This is a genomic window from Thioclava sp. F36-6, assembly GCF_002020305.1.
GTDB classification, from domain to species: domain Bacteria; phylum Pseudomonadota; class Alphaproteobacteria; order Rhodobacterales; family Rhodobacteraceae; genus Thioclava; species Thioclava sediminum.
This window is the reverse complement of sequence record NZ_MPZX01000003.1, coordinates 600,106-619,313: the sequence shown is the minus strand read 5'-3', so window position 1 is coordinate 619,313 and position 19,208 is coordinate 600,106. Positions and strand designations below refer to the sequence as shown.

Here is a 19,208-nt window from a genome sequence, read left to right as displayed (position 1 = left end):
GCGGTTGTAGCTCAGTTGGTTAGAGTACCGGCCTGTCACGCCGGGGGTCGCGGGTTCGAGCCCCGTCAACCGCGCCACTTTCCCCTCCTTTACGGTAAAGTTGCGTTTGTGAACCGCGCTACCATCGCTTATATCCGGGCGAAGTTTCGGGAGGAGCGCATGCGCTGGATCAAACAGGTTTTCGACCACATCACTCTTCTGCAGGCGGTGCTTTTCGCAGCACTGCTCGGTCTCGCGCCATTCACCCCAGAGCCACATATCTGGGAAAAGCTGAAAATGTTGGTGGCGGGCACGCTGGTGCGTCCGATCGACTGGTTCGATCTGGTGATGCACGGGCTGCCGTGGATCGTGCTGGCGGTGAAGCTGGCGCAATGGGTGAAGACGGGACAGACCGGGAAATCCGGTAGAGGTGCGCAATGAAAGACGACATGGACGCCAAAGGGCTGATCGAGACGATGGGCGCGGCCGCGCGTGCGGCGGCGGCGGAGCTGGCCTTCGCCAGCGCTGAGGTGAAGAAAAAGGCGCTGGAAGCGGCCGCCGATGCGGTGCTCGCGCGCAAGGGCGAGATCATTACCGCCAATGGCGAGGATATGGCCTACGGCGCGGAGAAGGGGCTGAGCCCCGCGATGATGGACCGGCTGATGCTGGACGACGCGCGGATCGAGGCGATCGCCAAGGGCCTGCGGGCGGTGGCGGCTCAGCGCGATCCGGTGGGCGACACGATCGCGGAATGGGACATGCCCTCGGGGCTGCATATCAAGCGCGTGCGCACGCCGCTTGGCGTGATTGGCGTGATCTATGAATCGCGGCCCAACGTGACCGCGGATGCGGGCGCGCTGTGCCTGAAATCGGGCAATGCGGTGATCCTGCGCGGCGGCTCGGAGAGCTTCCATTCCAGCCGCGCGATCCATGCCTGCCTGCTCGAAGGTCTGCGTGCCGCGGGCCTGCCCGAAGCGGCGGTTCAGCTTGTGCCGACCCGCGACCGCGCCGCCGTGGCCGAGATGCTGCGCGCGACCGAATTCATCGACGTGATCGTGCCGCGCGGGGGCAAGGGGCTCGTCGGGCTGGTGCAGGCCGAGGCGCGCGTGCCGGTCTTCGCCCATCTCGAGGGCATCTGCCATATCTATGCCGACGGGGCCGCCGATCTGGAACAGGCGCGGGCGGTTGTGGTGAACGCCAAGACCCGACGCACCGGGATTTGCGGTGCGATGGAATGTCTGCTGATCGACCGCGCCTTCTGGGACACCCATGGCGGCGTGCTGATCGAGGACCTGCTGAAGGCGGGCGTCGAGGTCCGCGTGACCGGCGATCTGCTGCAAATCGAGGGCGTCACCGAGGCGAGGGCGGAAGATTTCGGGCGCGAATTCCTCGATATGATCTGCGCGGCGAAGATCGTGGACGGCGTGGATGGCGCGATCGAACATATCCGCCGCTATGGCAGCCAGCACACGGAATCGATTCTGACCGAGAATGACGCGGCTGCCGACCGCTTCTTTGAGCGGCTCGACAGCGCGATCCTGATGCGCAACGCTTCGACCCAGTTCGCCGATGGTGGCGAGTTCGGGATGGGCGCAGAGATCGGGATCGCGACCGGCAAGATGCATGCGCGGGGCCCGGTGGGTGCCGAGCAACTGACATCGTTCAAATATCTTGTGACGGGGCATGGTTCGGTGCGCCCCTAAGGCGCACCGAACATCCCTGAGCGCTCAGAACGCGATCGTGCCGCCCTCGGTGTCGACCGACCAGTCGAGCCTGCGACCCTGCCGCACCGCCTCGCGCGGCAGCATCGCGAATTGCACCCGCGCGGGCGTCAGCTCCATCTGGGCGCCGTCGAGCACGGCGAAAACTTCCCGATTAGGCCGTGCTTTTTCGGACCGCGCGGTGATCATCCAGCCATCGCCGCAGGGCAGCGCGCGCAGCGTGCCGCCGAAGGGCAGCGCGGTCTCCAGGCAGAGCATCGCGAGAAACGCCAGCTTCACCTCGGCGCGCGGTGCATCGCCCGGCACTTTCCATTCGTAGTCCAGACGGCTTTGCGCCGATAATTCGCCCAACAGACCGGAGACCTCCGCCTCGCCAAGCTGTTGTTCAGCGCCGGCTCGCCCGAAAGCCACCCGGAAGAACTTGACGCGCGCATTCGCCGCCGCCACGCTTTGGGTAATCAACTCGAGCTCGGGGCCGGGCGCATCGCTCGTCATGGTCAGCAATTCGACCCCATTGCCGATCGCCCCGATCGGGCTGATAAGGTCATGACACAGGCGCGAGCCCACAAGGGCGGTCAAATCATCGTCGTCCGTACCGGCATTGGCGGTCTCGAATGGCATTAAACTCTCCAATAGGTGAAATGTGATCTATGAAATTCTCGAACCCGGAATGCTGGTCAGAAACCCGGCCCAGCCCGACTGGGGCACCGGACAGGTTCAATCGCGTATCGGCGAAAAAGTGACGGTAAATTTCGAGCATCAAGGCAAGCTTGTCCTGGACGGGCGGCGGGTCGCGCTGGAATTGGTTTTCTCTGAACAAAGTTGACGAATGGTTAACAGCTTCGTGAGGTCGTGTGGGAAACCTTCAACCTTGGGATGTGGCGATTGAACCCTCCGTGATGCGCCGATGACACGGCGCGCACCGCGCGATATTGCCAATCCGGGCGCGGCTTTCTAAACCGGGCCAGCGAAGATCGGCAGGAGGACGCCCGTGATCGACAGCGCCGCATTCGAAATCAGGCTGGCCCGTGATGCCGCCGATCTCGTGGCGTCGCAGCGGCTCCGTTATCGCGTTTTCGTTGAAGAGCTCGGCGGCGGCGGTGAGACGGTCGATCACGAAAATCGTCTGGAAAGCGACCGGCTCGACCCCGTCTACGATCACCTGCTGCTGGTCGACCCGGCACGCGCGGAAGGCGAGCATGTGGTGGGGGCCTATCGGCTGCTGCCCTCGGATCGGCTGGAACGGGCGGGGCAGTTCTATTGCGACAGTGAATATGACCTCGCGCCGCTGATCGGCACGGGGCGCAAGCTCTTGGAGCTGGGCCGCTCCTGCGTCGACCCGGACTATCGCGGCGGGGCGGCGATGTTGCTTCTGTGGAACGCGCTGGCCGACTATGTGCTGGCCCATGACATCGAGATTCTCTTCGGTGTGGCCTCCTTCCACGGCACCGATGCCGAGATGCTGAAAGCGCCGCTCTCCTGGTTGCATCACCACCATCTTGCGCCCGAACATATGCGCCCGCGCGCACGGCCCGAAGCCTATCAGCCGATGGACCTCGTGCCCGAGGAGGCGCTGGATCGGCGCGCGGCGCTGGCTCAGATGCCCAATCTGATCAAGGCCTATCTTCGGCTTGGCGGCTTCGTGGGTGAGGGCGCCTTCATCGACCGTCCCTTCAACACCACCGATGTCCTTTTGCTGATGGATACCAAGGCGATGAGCGACAAGCATCGCAGCTTCTACACCCGTCGTTTCGAGGGCCGCGCGTGAGCTGGATCGAGGACGAGCCCGATCCCAAACCGCTTGGCACGCTCGATTGGACGCGGGCTGTGTTGCGCGGTCTGTTCTGGGGGTTGATGCTGCTGATCGGGCTGATCGTGCTGCTGCTGGTGCGGCTGGTGGAGCGCCCGGTTCACGGGCTCGCGCGGCCCTGGACGCCGTGGATCACGCAGGCGGTGTGCCGGATGAGCTTCCCGATCCTCGGGATCTCCTATCGCGTCACCGGGCGCCCGATGACCAAGATCGGCGCGGTGGTCGCCAATCACGGATCGTGGCTCGATATCTTCGCGCTCAACGCCTGCCAGCGGGTCTATTTCGTCTCCAAGGCCGAGGTCGCCAAATGGCCCTTCGTCGGCTGGCTCGCACGGGCCACCGGCACCGTCTTCATCAAGCGCGACCCGCGCGAGGCCAAGACGCAGCAGGGGCTGTTCGAGGATCGCATCCGCGCGGGCCATCACCTGCTGTTCTTCCCCGAAGGCACCTCTACCGATGCGCGCCGGGTGCTGCCGTTCAAGCCGACGCTGTTTCAGGCCTTCTACAGCCACGGGCTGGAGCGCGTGATGCAGATCCAGCCGGTCACCGTCGTCTACACGCCGCCTGCGTGCGAGGATGTGCGGTTCTATGGCTGGTGGGGCGATATGGGCTTCGGGCCGCATCTGATCAAGGTGCTGGCCCAGAAGCGGCAAGGCGCGGTCGAGATGGTATTCCACACGCCGCTCTCCGTCTCCGACTATCGCTCGCGCAAGGAGCTGGCTTGGGCGGCGGAAAGTGCCGTGCGTCGCGGCCTGCCTTACGAGATCGCGCGCGCCCGGTAATAGGCCAGAACGTAGAGGCGGATTGCCGTGGCAAGCCCCGTCTCGGTGCCGCGATCTACATCAATTTCGGCTGCCAACTCGTTGAGGCCAAGGTTTTTTTCGGTCGCGATGTCGCGGAAGGCACGCCAGAATTCATCCTCCAGCGTGACCGAGGTGCGGTGCCCGCCCAGCGTCAGAGAGCGTTTCTTCGGTCGGCTCATTCGTCGTGCTCGCGCTGATGCCCGTCGAGATCGCGCCGCTCTTTCGTGGCGCGGCTTTCCTGCAGCGTCTTCTCTGCCTTGCTGCGACCGAATTTCTCAGCGTTCACAGAGCCTTGCTCGCGTTTCTTCACGCGGGCCTGCTGTTTGCGAAACTGGTTGAGATTGGTGACCTTGCTCATAAGCAAAGACTGCCACAGCCGATCGGATCGGGAAAGGGGCTTGGGCGCGCCCGCATGAGGCGCGCCCGAGAGGTTTACTCGACTTCGACCAGCGCGTGGCGCTTCTTGCCCGCGCTCAACTTCACCGGGGTCTCCAGATCGGCCGCGGTGAACATGCGGCCCGGATCGGCGCAGGTCTCGTCATCGACCTTGAGCGCGCCTTCCGCGATCAATCGCTTGCCGTCCTTGCCCGATTTCGCAAGGCCCGAGCGGACCACGAGCTGCGCGAGGCTGATCCCGTCGCCCAGTTCCTCGACCGTCAGCGTGAGCGTCGGCAGATCCTCACCCACGCCGCCTTTCTCGAAGACTTCGCGCGCGGTCGCTTCGGCGGCATGCGCGGCGTCCCAGCCGTGGCAGAGCGCCGTGACCTCATTGGCCAGACGCACCTTGGCCTCGTTGATCTCGGAGCCTTCCAGCGCGCCCAGACGCTCGCATTCCGCCACCGGCAGCTCGGTATAGAGCTTCAGGAAGCGACCGACATCGGCATCGGTCGTGTTGCGCCAGAACTGCCAGAACTCGTAAGGGCTCAGCATGTCCGAGTTCAGCCAGATCGCACCCGAGGCCGATTTGCCCATCTTCTTGCCGTCCGAGGTGGTCAGAAGCGGCGAGGTCAACCCGTAGATCTCGTGATCGAGCACACGGCGCGTCAGGTCGATCCCGTTGACGATATTGCCCCACTGGTCCGAGCCGCCCATCTGCAGCAGGCAGCCGTAGCGGCGGTTCAGTTCGAGAAAGTCATAGGCCTGCAGGATCATGTAGTTGAATTCGAGGAAGGACAGCGATTGCTCGCGATCCAGCCGCGATTTCACGCTCTCGAAGGACAGCATCCGGTTGACCGAGAAATGCCGCCCGATATCGCGTAGAAATTCGAGGTAGTTCAGCCCGTCGAGCCATTCCGCGTTGTTCAGCATGAGCGCATCGGTCGGTCCGTCGCCGTAATCGAGGTATTTCGCGAAGACCTGCTTCATCCCGGCGATGTTTTCGTCGATCGCTTCGGGCGTCAACAGCGGGCGCTCATCGGAGCGGAACGACGGATCGCCGACCTTCGTGGTGCCGCCGCCCATCAGGGTAATCGGCTTGTGGCCGGTCTTTTGCAGCCAGCGCAGCATCATGATGTTCAGCAGGTGGCCGACATGCAACGACTTCGCCGTCGCATCATAGCCGATATAAGTCGGCACGACCCCCTTCGCCAAAGCCTCGTCCAGCCCCTGATAATCCGTGCAGTCGGCCAGAAAGCCCCGCTCGATCATCACGCGCATGAAGTCTGATTTCGGATGGTAGGTCATCGTGCTTGTTCCTTTCGTCTGAGCGTGCGTATATCGGGGCAGGCGACGAGAGGGAAGCCATGTTGAAATCCGGGCCGGTCTGGGCAGTTGGCGCCATGTCGGGCACGTCCTTGGACGGGGTGGACGCGGCGCTCGTTTTGACCGACGGAACCCGCATTCTCGATTTCGGCCGCAGCGACTACCGCCCCTATACCGAGGCCGAGCGTGCGACGCTCCACGCAGCTCTCGGGCATTGGCCCGGAGAGGCGGGGGTGGAGGACGCCTGCGAGGTGGTCGAGACCGCCCATGCGGAACTGCTCAGCGGATTGGGAGAGGCGCAGGTCGTGGGGTTTCACGGCCAGACGCTCGCCCATGATCCCTACGGGATGCAAGGCCCGCGCCGCACCCATCAGGCCGGCGACGGCTCGGTTCTGGCCGAAGTGCTGTCGCGCCCGGTGGTCTGGGATTTCCGCTCCACCGATGTGGAGATGGGCGGGCAGGGCGCGCCGCTCGCGCCGTTCTTCCACTTCGCCTGCGCGAAATACGCCAAGCTCGATGCGCCGGCGGTGTTTTTGAACCTCGGCGGCGTCGGCAATGTCACCTGGGTCGATCCGCGCCAGCCCTCGGCAGAAGTGCCGGGCGCCGTTCTGGCGTTTGACACCGGCCCCGCCAACGCGCCGATCAACGACCTGATGCGGCTGCGGCGCAAGGCCGAGTTCGATGCGGGCGGCGAATTGGCGCTGGCAGGTAAGGTCGACGAGGCCATGGTCGAGGCCTTCCTGATGCATCCCTATTTCCTGAAAATGCCGCCCAAATCGCTCGACCGGAACGATTTCCACGACATCCTGACCCGCGTCGCGGAGCTGGACGATGCCGATGCGGCGGCGACGCTCACGGCCTGCGCCGCAGCCTCGGTCGCTCGCGCGGGCGAGCATTACCCGACGCCGCCGAAAGCGATCTATGTCTGCGGCGGCGGGCGGCTCAACACCGCGCTGATGGTGGCTTTGCAGCGGCGCATGAACGTGCCGGTGCAGCCCGTCGAGGATATCGGGCTCGATGGCGACATGCTCGAGGCGCAGGCCTTCGCCTATCTCGCGGTGCGTGTCGCGCGCGGCATGGCGACCTCGGGACCCTCCACGACCGGGGTCTCGGCGCTGATCGGCGGCGGCAAGGTCTCGCGGCCCGGCTAAATTCATATCACTTGACGCCGATCATGCCGCGCCGCGGCGCAAGGCGCTAGGATCGGCCTCATTGAAGAGGGTAGTCCGATGTCTGAAACTCCAACCGATCCCTGTCCCACGCCGCAGGCGCGCAAGCAGGCCCCGTTCTCGAACCGGGCCGCGGCGGTCTTCCTCGCGGGGCTCAGCTTTGTCGTCATGGTCATCTCCGGCCTCGTCGTCAGCATCGCGCCCTCGGGCCGGGTGGCGCGGGATATCGACTGGTCGCTCCTCGCGCTGAACCGCGCCGATTGGGAGCTGTTGCACCTCGCGATGGGGGTGCTCTTCATTTTCGCCGGGGTCTGGCACATCAAGCTGCACTGGCCGGTGATCCGCAACCTGCTGTGGTCGGCAGCGGCGCAGACGCTATGTCACCGGCGCGAACTGGCGCTGGCGGTCGGGCTGGTGGGTGCGGTGATCGTGCTGACGCTGCTCTGGTGGCCGCCGATCAGCTGGCTCGATCAGCTATCCCGCTGGGCGAGCATCGGGCTCTGGTGATCAGCGGGGGATGTCGAAGCCTCTCGGAGCCAGCTCGAACCCCTCGAAGCGAAAGCCCGGTGAGACGGTGCAGCTGACGAGGCTCCACGCCCCGGTGGAGCGCGCCGATTGCCACTGGCCCGCGGGCACGATCCCCTGCGGTTGATCGCCGCCGAGCACGTCGGGGCCCAACAGCAGTTCCAGCACCGGCCCCGCCTCCTGCGGCGCGATATCGAGCTGCACCGGCGCGCCTGCGTGGAAATGCCAGATCTCGGTCGCATCGACCCGGTGCCAATGGCTGCGCTCGCCCGCTTTGAGCAGGAAATAGATGCAGGTGCCCGCCGGGCGCGCACCGTCTGCGGCCTCCGCCTCCCAGGTCTGGCGGTAATGTCCGCCCTCGGGATGGGGCGCGAGACCGAGGGCTTCGATGATCGCGTCGGCCTCACTCATGCGAAAAGCTCCTTCGCCAGCGTCTCGAAATCGGGCGCGATCGCGTCCCATTCCTCGCTCGCCACAAGGTCCTTGTCCTGAGCGGGCCCGTATTCGGTGGGGCGCGGCACGAAAGCTGTCTGCAGCCCCAAGGGCCGGGCAGCTGCGAGGTCGTCGTTATGCGCGGCCACCATCATCACCTCTTCGGGCGGCAGGCGCAGCGCGGCGCAGGAGGCCAGATAGACCTCGGGCTTGGGTTTGTAGTCGCGGGCGATATCCGCGCCGAGAATGCAATCCCACGGCAGCCCCGCATGGCGCGCAAGCCGCGTCATCAGCGCGATGGACCCGTTGGAACAGGGCGCGATGATCGCATGGCGCCTCAGCGCGTGAAGGCCGCCGACCACATCGGGCCACGGGGTCAGCCGCTCCCAGACATGCGAGAGGCTATCGGGCGCCGAGACCGCAAAGCGTTTCGCCACCCGGTGCAGGTTCTCGCGATGCAGATCGTCGAGCGCCACATAGCCGCGCCCGCCGTCGCGAATGCGCCGCATCGCAGGATCGTATTCGGCGCGCCACGCATCTGCGAAGGCAAGGGAATCGATCCCGGGAAAGGCGATTTCCACCTCATGCGCGACCGAGTTGCGCCAATCGACACAGGTGCCGAACACATCGAAAATCAGAGCCTTGATCATGGCCCGACAGTGACGCGGATCAGGGCGCGGCGCAATCGCCCCTTCGGCTTGGCTCAAATATCCTCGCCGAAGGCGAAACGAAAACCCCCGGCGAAGCGCGTGCTCCGCCGGGGGCTTGGGTGTCTCAATTCAAGACGCGCTTAGCGCAGGATCGAGCGACCCGCATATTCCGCCGTCTCGCCCAGCGATTCCTCGATACGGATCAGCTGGTTGTATTTCGCGAGCCGGTCCGAACGTGCCAGCGAGCCGGTCTTGATCTGACCGCAGTTGGTCGCGACCGCGAGATCGGCGATGGTCGCGTCCTCGGTCTCGCCCGAGCGGTGGCTCATCACGTTGGTGTAGCCCGCGCGATGCGCCATATCGACGGCCTGCAGCGTCTCGGTCAGGGTGCCGATCTGGTTGACCTTCACCAGCATCGAATTCGCGACGCCCTGCTTGATGCCATCGGCCAGACGGGTCGGGTTGGTCACGAAGAGATCGTCGCCCACCAGCTGCACCTTGTCGCCCAGACGCTCGGTCAGGAGCTTCCAGCCTTCCCAGTCGTCCTCGGCCATACCGTCTTCGATCGAGATGATCGGATAGGCGCCCAGCAGCTTCTCGAGATAGTCGACATTCTCTTCCGAGGTCAGCGACAGGCCTTCGCCCTTCATCTCGTATTTGCCGTTCTTGTAATACTCGGTCGAGGCGCAATCCATCGCGAGGTAGATGTCCTCGCCCGGCTTGTAGCCCGCTTTTTCGATCGACTTCAGGATGATGTCGAGCGCGGCGGTGGTCGAGCTGAGTTCCGGCGCGAAGCCGCCCTCATCGCCCAGACCCGTTGTCATGCCCGCCGTCGAAAGTTCTTTCTTCAGCGTGTGGAACACTTCCGAGCCCATGCGCACCGCGTCGCGGATATTGCCCGCCGAGACCGGCATGATCATGAATTCCTGGATGTCGATCGGGTTGTCGGCATGCTCGCCGCCATTGATGATGTTCATCATCGGCACCGGCAGGACGCGCGCCGAGGTGCCGCCGACATAGCGGTAAAGCGGCAGGGTCGAGAAATCAGCGGCCGCTTTCGCGCAGGCCAGCGAGACGCCGAGGATCGCGTTCGCGCCGAGGCGGCCCTTGTTCTCGGTGCCGTCGAGTTCGATCATCGCGCGGTCGATCTCGACCTGCTCGGTGACGTCTTCGCCGACGAGATTTTCCGCGATCTCGCCGTTCACGGCCATGACCGCTTCCAGAACGCCTTTGCCCATGTAGCGGGCCTTGTCGCCGTCGCGGCGCTCGACCGCTTCATGCGCGCCGGTGGACGCGCCCGAGGGCACGGCCGCACGGCCCATCGTGCCGTCTTCGAGGATCACGTCGACTTCGACGGTGGGGTTGCCACGGCTGTCGAGAATCTCGCGGGCGTGGATGTCGATGATGGTGCTCATGGGGGCGCTCTCCTCGGGCTCCGGTTGATGCTTGGCTAGGTGCATACACCCGTGCTGCGCCTGCGAAAAGGCCGTAAGGGCGATTTCTGGAAGAAATGTTACCGCTAACGGCGGCCTTCACGACGCAATTTGGCCTGACGCCACAGCGCGTAAAGGCCAGAGCCCACGATCACCGCCCCGCCGATGAGCGTCCAGCGATCCGGCGGCTCGGCGAAAACGAGGGTCGAAATCACGACGGCGAAGGCGAGGCGCGAATAGCGAAACGGCATGATGACAGCGATCTCGCCCAGCCGCACCGAGGCGATCAGCGCGTAGTAACCGACCGGCCCGATTGCGAGCGCGCCCGCAAGGTAGAGCCAATCCATCGGCTCGGGCGTAACGATCGGCTCGGGTAGGACCGCCAGCAGCACCAGACCCAGCGGCAGCACGCAGAAGAAGCCCAGCGTCGCCACCTGCAGCGAGGTCACATCGCGCGGCACGCGTCGCGTGGTGACGTCGCGCATCGACAGGCCGATGACCGCGCCGACTGCGAGAAGCGAGAGCATCGAGAATTCGTCCGTGCCGGGGCGGATCACGACCAGCACGCCCAGAAAACCGACCAGAATAGCCGAGAGCCTGCGCCAGCCGACCCGCTCCTTGAGGAAGATCGCCGCGCCAAGCGTGGTCGCAAGCGGCGTCGCCTGATGGATCGCAGTCGCCTGGGCCAGCGGGGTGAAGGCCACGGCGGACACGAAGAAGCCGGTGCCGACGATCTCGCCAACGTTGCGCAGCCAGAGCGCCGAGGACAGCAGCGAGCGGGTGAAGATCCGTTCGCCTTTGAGCTTGGCGATCACCGCGAAGATCGTCGCGCCGCCAAGCCCTACGGCGGCGAGAATTTGCCCCACCGGCCAGTCGCCCGCGAGCATCTTGATGAACATATCCTCAAGCGCGAACCCCGCCATCGCGAGGATCATCAGCATCGAGCCGCGCAGGTTGTCGTGGTCGGTGGGTTCGGGTGTCATGGGGTGCTCCTGACCGGATGGTCAAGGCCCACCTAGCGCGGGTGTGATCGGCCTTCAAGGCGCGTCACGCGCGGGGATGCGCCCGGGTGACAATGCCGCCGATATCGGCCCAGATCGGCAGGTGATCCGAGGCCACCCGCGCCAGCGGCGTATCCAGCACGCCCTTGCGCACCACGCGCAGCCCCGGCGAGGTCACGATCCGGTCGAGCTGGCCGATCGGCGCGCGCGAGGGGTAGGTCGCGCCCGGCGCGTGGATGTGAAACCCGGTCAGCGCCTCGAACCCGTGCCGCGCGCGCCACTCGTTGAAATCGCCGATGGCGAGGGCGGGATGCGGTTTGACCCCCGCCATGATCTCCGCGATCCGCGCCCATTGCGCGCGCCGATCCGTGCGCCGCAGCCCCAGATGCGCCGCGATCAGCAGGAAGGGCGCGCCGCTGTCGGGCGCGATGTTCACCGCAATCGCGCCGCGTGGCTCGAGACCGGGTAGGGTGACCGGCTCGACCCCCAGCACCCGCGAGCCGCGCCGCACCAGAACGACCTGCCCATGCCAGCCCAGCGAGGCGGCGGTGGTGCGGGGCATGTCGTGCCGGATGAAGTCGGTCTCTTCCTCGATCAGCTTTTGCGGCAGTGCCGCCGGTCTCTCGCCCATGCGTTTGTCGACCTCCTGCAAGGCGATCACATCGGCATGCAGCGCATTGATGACATTCACGACCCGCGCCGGATCATGCTTGCGGTCGGTCCCCACGCATTTGTGCAGATTGTAGGAAGCGATCCGAAGTGTCATTTTTCTGAGTGCCTTACAGGGTGTTCTTTATGTGCCGCAGAAGGTCCGATACACCCGTTCATCGGATTTCGGCGCAGCTTCATATGCGGCGTAACGCGGGTCCTCCGCATAGGGATCCGCGAGCGCGGCCATGAGGCTATGGAGCGGGCCGTCATCGCCTTCGACCGCCGCCGCGATCATTTCCTCGATCCGGTGATTGCGCGGGATGCGCAGCGGGTTCGCGGTGGCCATGACGGAGCGCGGATCGTCCTCACTGGCGATCCGCTTTTCCCAGCCCTCGCGCCAGAGATCGAAGGCCATCGGCTCGGTGAATTCCTTGCTCGCTGTCTTAGGATCGCGCCGCAACGCACTGAAGACGCTCGTGAAATCAGCTTTCTCGGTCGACATTCGGTTCAGCAGATCCTCGATCAGTGGCAGATCGTCCTCGGTCGCTTCCGCGATGCCGATCTTGCGGCCCATCAGTCGCAGCCACTCGCGCTGATAGACGCCGATGAAGCTGTCGACCGCGGCGCTCGCCTGTTCGATGGCGGCATCATCGTCACCGATGAGCGGCATCAGGCAGGTCGCGAATTGCGCGAGGTTCCAGACCGCCGCTTGCGGCTGGCGCGCATAGGCATAACGCCCTTGTTGGTCGATGGAAGAGAAGACGCGCCCCGGATGGTAGTGGTCCATGAAAGCGCAGGGGCCATAGTCGATCGTTTCTCCCGACAGCGCCATGTTGTCGGTGTTCATCACGCCATGGATGAAGCCGATCGCCATCCATTTCGCGACCAGCTCGCCTTGCTTTGCTGCGACCGCTCGCAGCACCTCAAGTGGTGTTTCGCAATCGGGATAGTGGCGCTCTATCAATGTGTTGAGGAGCGTTCTTAATCCTTCTCGGTCATTGCGCGCCGCGAAATACTGGAAGGTGCCGACGCGGATATGGCTGCGCGCGACGCGGGTCAGGATCGCGCCGGGACGCCCCGAGGCGTCGCGCACCACCGTCTCGCCCGTGCGCACCGCCGCCAGCGCGCGCGTCGTCGGCACGCCCAGCTTCGCCATCGCTTCGCTCAGCACATATTCGCGCAGCACCGGGCCGATCCACGCCCGCCCGTCAGAGCGACCGCGCGAAAACGGCGTGCGCCCCGCGCCTTTCAGCTGAAGATCGAACCGCGCGCCGTCCGGCGCCACGATCTCGCCCAGCAGCACCGCGCGCCCGTCGCCCAGACGCGGCACGAAGCCACCGAACTGGTGGCCCGCATAGGCCTGCGCGATCGGCTCGGCACCTTCGGGCATCGTGTTGCCCGCCAGCATCGCGAGACCTTCGGGGCTTTCCAGCCAATCTGCATCGAGACCCAAACGCTCGGCAAGGTCGCGGTTCAGGATCACCAGCTCGGGCGCTTTTACCGGTTGGGGCGGCTGACGCTCGAAGAAGCTGTCGGGCAGGCGGGCATAGCTGTTATCGAAGGGAATGGTCATGGGGTCTCCTTGCCTCCCTATCTAAGCCATGTGCCGGTCAATCCAATCCCCGTGGATGACCCGCAGCCCTCAATGGTCCATATCGGGCAGACCTTCGCGCGAGAGCAGCACCGCCAAGGGTCGCAGGCGCGGGCTTTGCGCGCAGATGATCATCAGCGCCACCATGATCGGCACGGCGAGGAACATCCCCGGCAGCCCCCAGACCGCGCCCCAGAAGGCGAGCGAGATGATGATCCCGAAGCTCGACAGCCGCAGTGCATGGCCCATCAGCATCGGGTCGATCACGTTGCCGATCACGAATTGCAGGATGCCGACCGCGACCAGCACCGTGCCCGCGGTATAGGGGTTCTGGGTCAGCACATAGACCGCGAGCGTCGCGATGACGGTTGCGATGATCGAGCCGATTGAAGGGATGAAGTTCAGCGCGAAGGTGATGATCGCGACGGGCAGCGCCAGATCGAACCCGCCCACGGTGAAGACGCCATAGACCGCGACGGCGGTGACCGCGCTGACGATGGCTTTCACGAGAAGGTAGTGGTTCACCCGGCGCATGATCGTGCCGACCATTCGCGCGATCCGCTCGGCGCTCTCGGAATCACCCATCAGCGAGTTGAGCTTGGCATCGAACCAGATCCGCTCGGCAAAGAGGAAGCCCACGAAGAGGATGATCAGGATTGTGGCCGACAGCAGGTTCGAGGCCTGACCCGCCAAGGTGGTCAGATAGCCCGCCACCTGAATACTCTGCATCGATTCCAGCACCGATTGCTCGACCTCAGGGCCCATCCAGCCGAAGAGCTGCGCGATCGCCTGCTGCGCGGGGCCCGCATAGTTCAGCACCATCGTCACGACCGTGTTCACCTGAGAGATGAGCACCGCGCTCAGCGTCAGCAGCCCGCCCGCGATCAGCGCCAGCGCCACCAGCGACGCCAGACGCGGCGGGATCGAGACCGGCCCGATCCGCAACCGTCCGACCGCGTTGATCGCCTCGGAGGTCAGCGAAAACAGGATGATCGCAATGGCCAGAGAGATCAGGATGAACTTCGCCTGCACCATCAGGAACAGCGCCAGCGCGAAGGCGATGATGCCCAGAAGCACATTGGTGAGCGCACGCGGCTCGAACGCGCGCCCATCGATCAGGGCAGGGCGGCCCTCATCGGGAGTGTCCTTCATCTTCATCATCTTCCTGTGCCTGACCCTGACGGGGGCGTAACCTGTTTTTCTTATGCTAGGAGCCGCCGCGCAGGCGCGCAAGCGCCGAACCCGCGTGATTTCAGGGCTTTTTCATGACCTGCGCATTATTCCGGATCGGGTCTTGCATCCCGCCCGGATTTGCGGATAAACCCGCCGGCGGAGCGGTGGCCGAGTGGTCGAAGGCGCACGCCTGGAAAGTGTGTAGGCGGGGAACCGTCTCGAGGGTTCGAATCCCTTCCGCTCCGCCATAATTCCCCAGCATTCGCCAATAATACCCGCTTTGCGCAGGCAACGCGTGATCTCTTTTCGGTCATGTCCACGCGGGCAGGCGCGCCGCCCGCGTGTTCGGTTCACGTCACCCCACCACGTTGAAGCCCGGCCCGTAGGGATAGCCGGTGATGTCTTCGCCGCCGGCCTCGGTGATCACGAGGATGTCGTGCTCGCGGTAGCCGCCTGCACCGGGCTGGCCCTCGGGGATCGTCAGCATCGGCTCCATCGAGATCACCATGCCGGGCTCCAGCACCGTGTCGATATCCTCGCGCAGCTCCAGCCCCGCTTCGCGCCCGTAGTAATGCGACAGCACCCCGAAGCTGTGGCCATAGCCGAAGGTGCGGTATTGCAGCAGGTCGCGCTCGGCGAAGAAGGCGTTGATCTTCTCGGTCACCTCGGCACAACTCGCGCCCGGCTTAAGCAAGCTCATCCCGTATTCATGAGCGGCGACATTCGCCTCCCAGATCGCGCGCGAGGCGTCGTCGACCTCGCCCACGAAGAGCGTCCGCTCCAGCGCTGTATAATAGCCTGAAATCATGGGGAAGGTGTTGAGCGAGAGGATATCGCCGCGCTGCAACACGCGCCCCGTGACCGGGTTATGCGCGCCATCGGTATTGATCCCCGACTGGAACCAGACCCAGGTGTCGCGATATTCGGCCTCGGGAAAGCGCTTGGCAATCTCCAGCTCCATCGCGTCGCGGCCCGCCATCGCAACGTCGATCTCGCGCACGCCTTCGCGGATCGCCTCGCGGATCGCGTAGCCACCCACATCGGCGACGGCCGCGCCTTGCCGGATCAGGTCGATCTCGGCGGGGGATTTGTGCATCCGCTGGCGCATCGTGGCCGGAGCAATGTCATGGGTCACCGACGGTTCGAGGAAATCCTGCAGAAGCGCTGCCTGCGCCAGCGTCAGGTGATCGGATTCGACGCCCAGCACCCGGCGCTTGCCCGTCACCGAGGCAATCGCGCGCCAGTAATTGTTCCGCGCCCAGTCGGTATAGGTGATGTTGTCGCCATGGCAGCGCCGCCACGGCTGCGCGGCATCGATCCCTGCCGAGATCGTCACGCTGTCGGTCGGTGTCACGACCAGCGCATAGGGCCGCCCGAAGGCGCAGTACAGAAAGCCCGAATAATAGGCGATGTTATGCATCGAGTTGAACAGGCAGGCATCAATGCCCGCCTCATTCATCGCCGCGCGCAGACCCGCGAGCCGTGCGTCGTATTCGGTGGCGGCGAAGGGCAGGATGCGCTCGCCTTGGTGAAAACGGTAAAAAGCAGGACGGTCCATCGGCACTCTTCCTTATCAGAGGCCACAGCGCGCCGAGGGACGATCTTCCCCCGTCGCGCGCTGCGACAAAGCAAGATCCCGGCGTGCAGGATGGGTGAGACAGGGCAGGCGCAAGCTGCGCCGGCGACGCCATCGCCTTCAGCCCTGCGCGGCAGATTGGGCGAAAATCTCCTCGCTGCCAAGTCCCCTCATTCCGTCGCGTGCGATTTGCTTTTTCACAAATCGGCGGAACCCGGCGCACGCATGAAACATTGATCGATCCGAGGGAACCCTGCCGAGACGTGCGGGGATTGGGCGCCCAGTCTCGTCAACCGACGCGATCCGGCGCACCAACAGAAAGGGAGACCAATGCACGATAAGATGCCGCAAGAACGGCTGTTCATATTCCCCAAGGTCCACAAGACGGTGTTCCTCGTCTCTGCGGTCCTCATCATCGGGTTCATCATCTTCGGCGCCATGTTTAGCGATCAGGCCAAGGCGCTCTTCACCGGCTTGCAGGACTGGCTCGCGACCAATCTAGGCTGGGCGCTGATCGTCGAGGTGAACCTGTTTCTCGCCGCGACCGTCTTTCTCGCCTTCGGGCCTTACGGCGATATCCGACTGGGTCGCATGACCGACAAGCCCGCTTACGGGCTTTTTTCATGGACGGCGATGCTGTTCTCCGCCGGGATCGGGATCGGTCTGATCTACTGGGGCGTGGCCGAGCCCCTGTATCACTTCTTCGCCCCGCCTGTCGGTGAGGCGGAAACCCAAGCCTCCGCCCGGCAAGCGATGACCATCGCCTTCATGCACTGGGGCTTCCAGGCCTGGGCGATCTATGCGGTCGTGGCGCTGGCGCTGGCCTATTTCCACTTCCGCAAGGGCCTGCCGCTGACGATCCGCTCGGCGCTCTATCCAATTCTGGGCGAGAAGATCTACGGGCCGTGGGGCTCTGCGGTCGATATTCTCGCGGTCTTCGGCACCATGTTCGGGATCGTGACCTCGCTGGGTCTGGGCGCGATGCAGATCAATTCGGGCCTCGGCACCGTCTTCGGCATCGACCAATCGCCCTTCGTGCAGATCATCATCATCGCCTGCATCACGGCGGCGGCGACCCTGTCGGTCGTGGCGGGCCTCGATGGCGGGATCAAGCGGCTGTCGAACCTCAATATCGGCCTTTCGATCGTGTTCCTCGCCTTCATGGTGATCGTCGGCCCGACCATCTTCATCTTCGACCTCTTCGTCCAAAGCTATGGCGATTACATTGCGGAGCTCGTCAGCTGGGGCTCCCGGACCGAGGCGTGGCAGAAGGACGGCTCGTGGCAGAATAGCTGGACCATCTTCTACTGGGCGTGGTGGATTTCCTGGTCGCCCTTCGTGGGCGTATTCATCGCGCGCATCTCGAAAGGGCGCACGATCCGCGAATTCGTGGTGGGCGTGATGCTCTTGCCGACAACGATCATGTTCTTCTGGTTCTGTGCCTTCGGCGGCACCGCGCTCGACATCTCGCTGGGCGGTGACAGCACCATCGTGGATGCGACGAAGAATGCCTATGGCGACGCGATGTTCGCGCTGCTCGAGCATTTCCCGCTGGCGAGCCTGATGTCTGGCTTCGCGGTGATCCTGATCGTGATGTGGTTCGTGACCTCCTCGGACTCGGGCTCCTTCGTGATCGACATGCTGACTGCAGGCGGCGATGCCGATCCGCCGAAGGTGCAGCGGATCTTCTGGGCGATCACGGAAGGCGCGGTGGCCTCGGTGCTGCTGCTCGCAGGCGGGCTGAACGCGCTGCAGGCGGCGGCGGTCGTCGCGGGCTTCCCCTTCGCGATCGTGTGCTTCTTCATCCTCATCGGCTTGCTGAAAGCGCTGCGATGGGACCCCTTGATGCTCTATCGCCACAACCAGCGCTACCAGAGCGACGAGGAGGCCGATCATGCGATGCCCTCCGAATTGCCGGGCGATCTCTACGGGGCCGATCCGACCCCGCCGCCCGCACCGCAGGGCGCGCAGGCTAAACCTGCGGAATGATCGCAAGATCGAAGACGAGAGAAGGCCGGGCCACAGCGCCCGGCCTTTCCATGCGGCGCGCAGGAGGGGCCGCGATTTGGCGTTAGGGATTTCTTAATCGTGTTGACGCAGCGTTAGTGGAGTTCCTAACGGATGGGTAAGGTCGATGAAGATTTCCCTGATTACTGCGGTCTATGACGCTGAGGACACCGTCGGCGATGCCATCGCCTCGGTCGCGCGGCAGAGCCACCGTAATCTCGAGCATCTTATCATCGAGGGGCGCTCGCACGACGGCTCTCTCGCGGCGATCGAGGCTGCGCGCCATTCTCGGATGATAGCTTTCAGCGAGGCCGATGGGGGCCTCTACGATGCGCTCAACAAGGGTATCGCGCGGGCCACGGGCGAGGTGGTCGGCTTCGTTCATGCCGATGACATGCTGGCCCATCGTGATGCGCTGGCCCATGTCGCCGCCGCCTTTGCCGATCCGCAGGTCGAGGCGGTCTTCGCCAATCTCGATTATGTTCTGCGCGGCGACCCTGATACGGTGATCCGTCACTGGGCCAATGGCGGCTTCACCCCGGCCAAGCTGCGCCGGGGATGGGCACCCGCGCACCCGACGCTCTACCTGCGGCGTTCCACCTATGCGCGGCTGGGAGGCTTTAACACCTCTTACCGGATCGCGGCGGATTACGACTTCATGCTGCGGGTCTTTAGCGCGCCCCAAGGTCGCGCGGTCTACCTGCCGGAGCTTCTCTACAAGATGCGGCTGGGCGGCGTCAGCAACCGCTCGCTCGCGCATCTGCGGCGCAAGATGGCCGAGGACTACCGGGCGATCCGTGCCAATCATCTGGGTGGGCCGGTCTCGGCGCTCGGCGTGCTCGCGCGCAAGAACCTCTCCAAGCTGCGCCAGTTCGTCGAGCGTGACCAAGGCGCCACCACACCAGCCGATCACGCCCTTTTGCTGGACGCGAACCCGCGCAAGGCCCTATAGCTTGGGGAAATGATCCGCGCTGGGGGCAGGGCGC

The 19,208-nt window shown here is 64.6% G+C and carries 21 protein-coding genes and 2 tRNA genes; 11 read left to right on the top strand and 12 right to left on the bottom strand.

What is annotated here, in order from left to right; all coding sequences use genetic code 11:
* The 3 genes from BMI88_RS17130 (at position 1) to BMI88_RS17120 (ending at position 1,682) form a co-directional block, all read left to right on the top strand.
* A tRNA-Asp gene (locus BMI88_RS17130) sits at positions 1-77 on the top strand.
* A gap of 82 nt (positions 78-159) precedes the next feature.
* Complete coding sequence (locus tag BMI88_RS17125; RefSeq protein ID WP_078541348.1) at positions 160-420, top strand: RND transporter; 261 nt, start codon at positions 160-162, stop codon at positions 418-420.
* Positions 417-1,682 (top strand): glutamate-5-semialdehyde dehydrogenase, encoded by a 1,266-nt coding sequence (locus BMI88_RS17120; RefSeq protein WP_078550662.1) that lies wholly within the window; start codon positions 417-419, stop codon positions 1,680-1,682. Before BMI88_RS17125 ends, BMI88_RS17120 begins: the two co-directional genes overlap by 4 nt.
* A gap of 24 nt (positions 1,683-1,706) precedes the next feature.
* Here the strand turns inward: BMI88_RS17120 and BMI88_RS17115 are convergent, their stop codons facing one another.
* Complete coding sequence (locus tag BMI88_RS17115) at positions 1,707-2,321, bottom strand: histidine phosphotransferase family protein (RefSeq protein ID WP_078550660.1); 615 nt, start codon at positions 2,319-2,321, stop codon at positions 1,707-1,709.
* A 25-nt stretch (positions 2,322-2,346) separates the two neighbouring features.
* Here BMI88_RS17115 and BMI88_RS17110 point away from each other — a divergent pair, with 25 nt between their 5' ends.
* The 3 genes from BMI88_RS17110 to BMI88_RS17100 all read left to right on the top strand — a co-directional run bounded on the left by BMI88_RS17110 (position 2,347) and on the right by BMI88_RS17100 (position 4,292).
* Positions 2,347-2,526 (top strand): DUF3553 domain-containing protein, encoded by a 180-nt coding sequence (locus BMI88_RS17110; RefSeq protein ID WP_093477165.1) that lies wholly within the window; start codon positions 2,347-2,349, stop codon positions 2,524-2,526.
* Positions 2,527-2,691: 165 nt separating this feature from the next.
* A complete protein-coding gene (locus BMI88_RS17105) occupies positions 2,692-3,468 on the top strand; it encodes a GNAT family N-acyltransferase (protein ID WP_246831917.1) in 777 nt (258 codons plus the stop codon).
* Entirely contained in the window at positions 3,465-4,292 is an 828-nt protein-coding gene (locus BMI88_RS17100) for a lysophospholipid acyltransferase family protein (protein ID WP_246831916.1), read from the top strand. Before BMI88_RS17105 ends, BMI88_RS17100 begins: the two co-directional genes overlap by 4 nt.
* On the opposite strand, the gene BMI88_RS17095 is transcribed toward BMI88_RS17100, so the two are convergent.
* From BMI88_RS17095 to tyrS, 3 genes are all read right to left on the bottom strand, one after another.
* Entirely contained in the window at positions 4,268-4,492 is a 225-nt protein-coding gene (locus BMI88_RS17095; protein ID WP_078523132.1) for a ribbon-helix-helix domain-containing protein, read from the bottom strand. The genes BMI88_RS17100 and BMI88_RS17095 overlap by 25 nt on opposite strands.
* Entirely contained in the window at positions 4,489-4,671 is a 183-nt protein-coding gene (locus BMI88_RS17090; RefSeq protein WP_078523133.1) for a DUF4169 family protein, read from the bottom strand. The genes BMI88_RS17095 and BMI88_RS17090 overlap by 4 nt, the downstream gene beginning before the upstream one ends.
* A 74-nt stretch (positions 4,672-4,745) precedes the next feature.
* On the bottom strand, positions 4,746-5,996 hold the full coding sequence (gene tyrS / locus BMI88_RS17085; protein ID WP_078550658.1) for a tyrosine--tRNA ligase: 1,251 nt from the start codon (positions 5,994-5,996) through the stop codon (positions 4,746-4,748).
* A gap of 59 nt (positions 5,997-6,055) precedes the next feature.
* On the opposite strand from tyrS, the gene BMI88_RS17080 reads away from it, so the two are divergent.
* Entirely contained in the window at positions 6,056-7,165 is a 1,110-nt protein-coding gene (locus BMI88_RS17080) for an anhydro-N-acetylmuramic acid kinase (protein ID WP_078550656.1), read from the top strand.
* Positions 7,166-7,243: 78 nt separating this feature from the next.
* The gene (locus BMI88_RS17075; RefSeq protein ID WP_078550653.1) at positions 7,244-7,690 is read left to right on the top strand and encodes a DUF4405 domain-containing protein; all 447 of its coding nucleotides are present in this window, start codon (positions 7,244-7,246) and stop codon (positions 7,688-7,690) included.
* On the opposite strand, the gene BMI88_RS17070 is transcribed toward BMI88_RS17075, so the two are convergent.
* The 7 genes from BMI88_RS17070 to BMI88_RS17040 all read right to left on the bottom strand — a co-directional run bounded on the left by BMI88_RS17070 (position 7,691) and on the right by BMI88_RS17040 (position 14,618).
* Positions 7,691-8,119: a cupin domain-containing protein gene (locus BMI88_RS17070; RefSeq protein ID WP_078550651.1), complete on the bottom strand. Its 429-nt coding sequence runs from the start codon at positions 8,117-8,119 to the stop codon at positions 7,691-7,693. It lies immediately after the preceding gene.
* The gene (locus tag BMI88_RS17065) at positions 8,116-8,790 is read right to left on the bottom strand and encodes a haloacid dehalogenase type II (protein ID WP_078550649.1); all 675 of its coding nucleotides are present in this window, start codon (positions 8,788-8,790) and stop codon (positions 8,116-8,118) included. Before BMI88_RS17065 ends, BMI88_RS17070 begins: the two co-directional genes overlap by 4 nt.
* Before the next feature lie 140 nt (positions 8,791-8,930).
* Positions 8,931-10,205: a phosphopyruvate hydratase gene (gene eno, locus BMI88_RS17060; protein WP_078550647.1), complete on the bottom strand. Its 1,275-nt coding sequence runs from the start codon at positions 10,203-10,205 to the stop codon at positions 8,931-8,933.
* Between the two features lie 104 nt (positions 10,206-10,309).
* Positions 10,310-11,206 carry a DMT family transporter gene (locus tag BMI88_RS17055; protein ID WP_078550644.1) on the bottom strand — a complete coding sequence of 299 codons (897 nt, stop codon included), beginning with the start codon at positions 11,204-11,206 and terminating at the stop codon, positions 10,310-10,312.
* A 64-nt stretch (positions 11,207-11,270) separates the two neighbouring features.
* Positions 11,271-11,990, bottom strand: coding sequence for an endonuclease/exonuclease/phosphatase family protein (locus tag BMI88_RS17050; protein ID WP_078550642.1), 720 nt, complete (start codon positions 11,988-11,990; stop codon positions 11,271-11,273).
* A 27-nt stretch (positions 11,991-12,017) separates the two neighbouring features.
* Complete coding sequence (locus tag BMI88_RS17045) at positions 12,018-13,448, bottom strand: protein adenylyltransferase SelO (RefSeq protein WP_078550639.1); 1,431 nt, start codon at positions 13,446-13,448, stop codon at positions 12,018-12,020.
* A 69-nt stretch (positions 13,449-13,517) separates the two neighbouring features.
* Positions 13,518-14,618 carry an AI-2E family transporter gene (locus BMI88_RS17040; protein WP_078550739.1) on the bottom strand — a complete coding sequence of 367 codons (1,101 nt, stop codon included), beginning with the start codon at positions 14,616-14,618 and terminating at the stop codon, positions 13,518-13,520.
* Positions 14,619-14,797: 179 nt separating this feature from the next.
* On the opposite strand from BMI88_RS17040, the gene BMI88_RS17035 reads away from it, so the two are divergent.
* Positions 14,798-14,887 (top strand) — tRNA-Ser (locus tag BMI88_RS17035).
* A gap of 107 nt (positions 14,888-14,994) precedes the next feature.
* Here BMI88_RS17035 and BMI88_RS17030 read toward each other — a convergent pair.
* Entirely contained in the window at positions 14,995-16,197 is a 1,203-nt protein-coding gene (locus BMI88_RS17030; RefSeq protein WP_078550637.1) for a M24 family metallopeptidase, read from the bottom strand.
* Between the two features lie 348 nt (positions 16,198-16,545).
* Between BMI88_RS17030 and BMI88_RS17025 the strand changes: the two genes are divergently transcribed.
* Both BMI88_RS17025 and BMI88_RS17020 read left to right on the top strand, forming a co-directional pair.
* Positions 16,546-18,204 (top strand): BCCT family transporter, encoded by a 1,659-nt coding sequence (locus tag BMI88_RS17025; RefSeq protein WP_078550635.1) that lies wholly within the window; start codon positions 16,546-16,548, stop codon positions 18,202-18,204.
* 145 nt (positions 18,205-18,349) lie between these two features.
* Positions 18,350-19,174 (top strand): glycosyltransferase family 2 protein, encoded by an 825-nt coding sequence (locus tag BMI88_RS17020; RefSeq protein WP_078550632.1) that lies wholly within the window; start codon positions 18,350-18,352, stop codon positions 19,172-19,174.
* Positions 19,175-19,208: the final 34 nt, after the last annotated feature.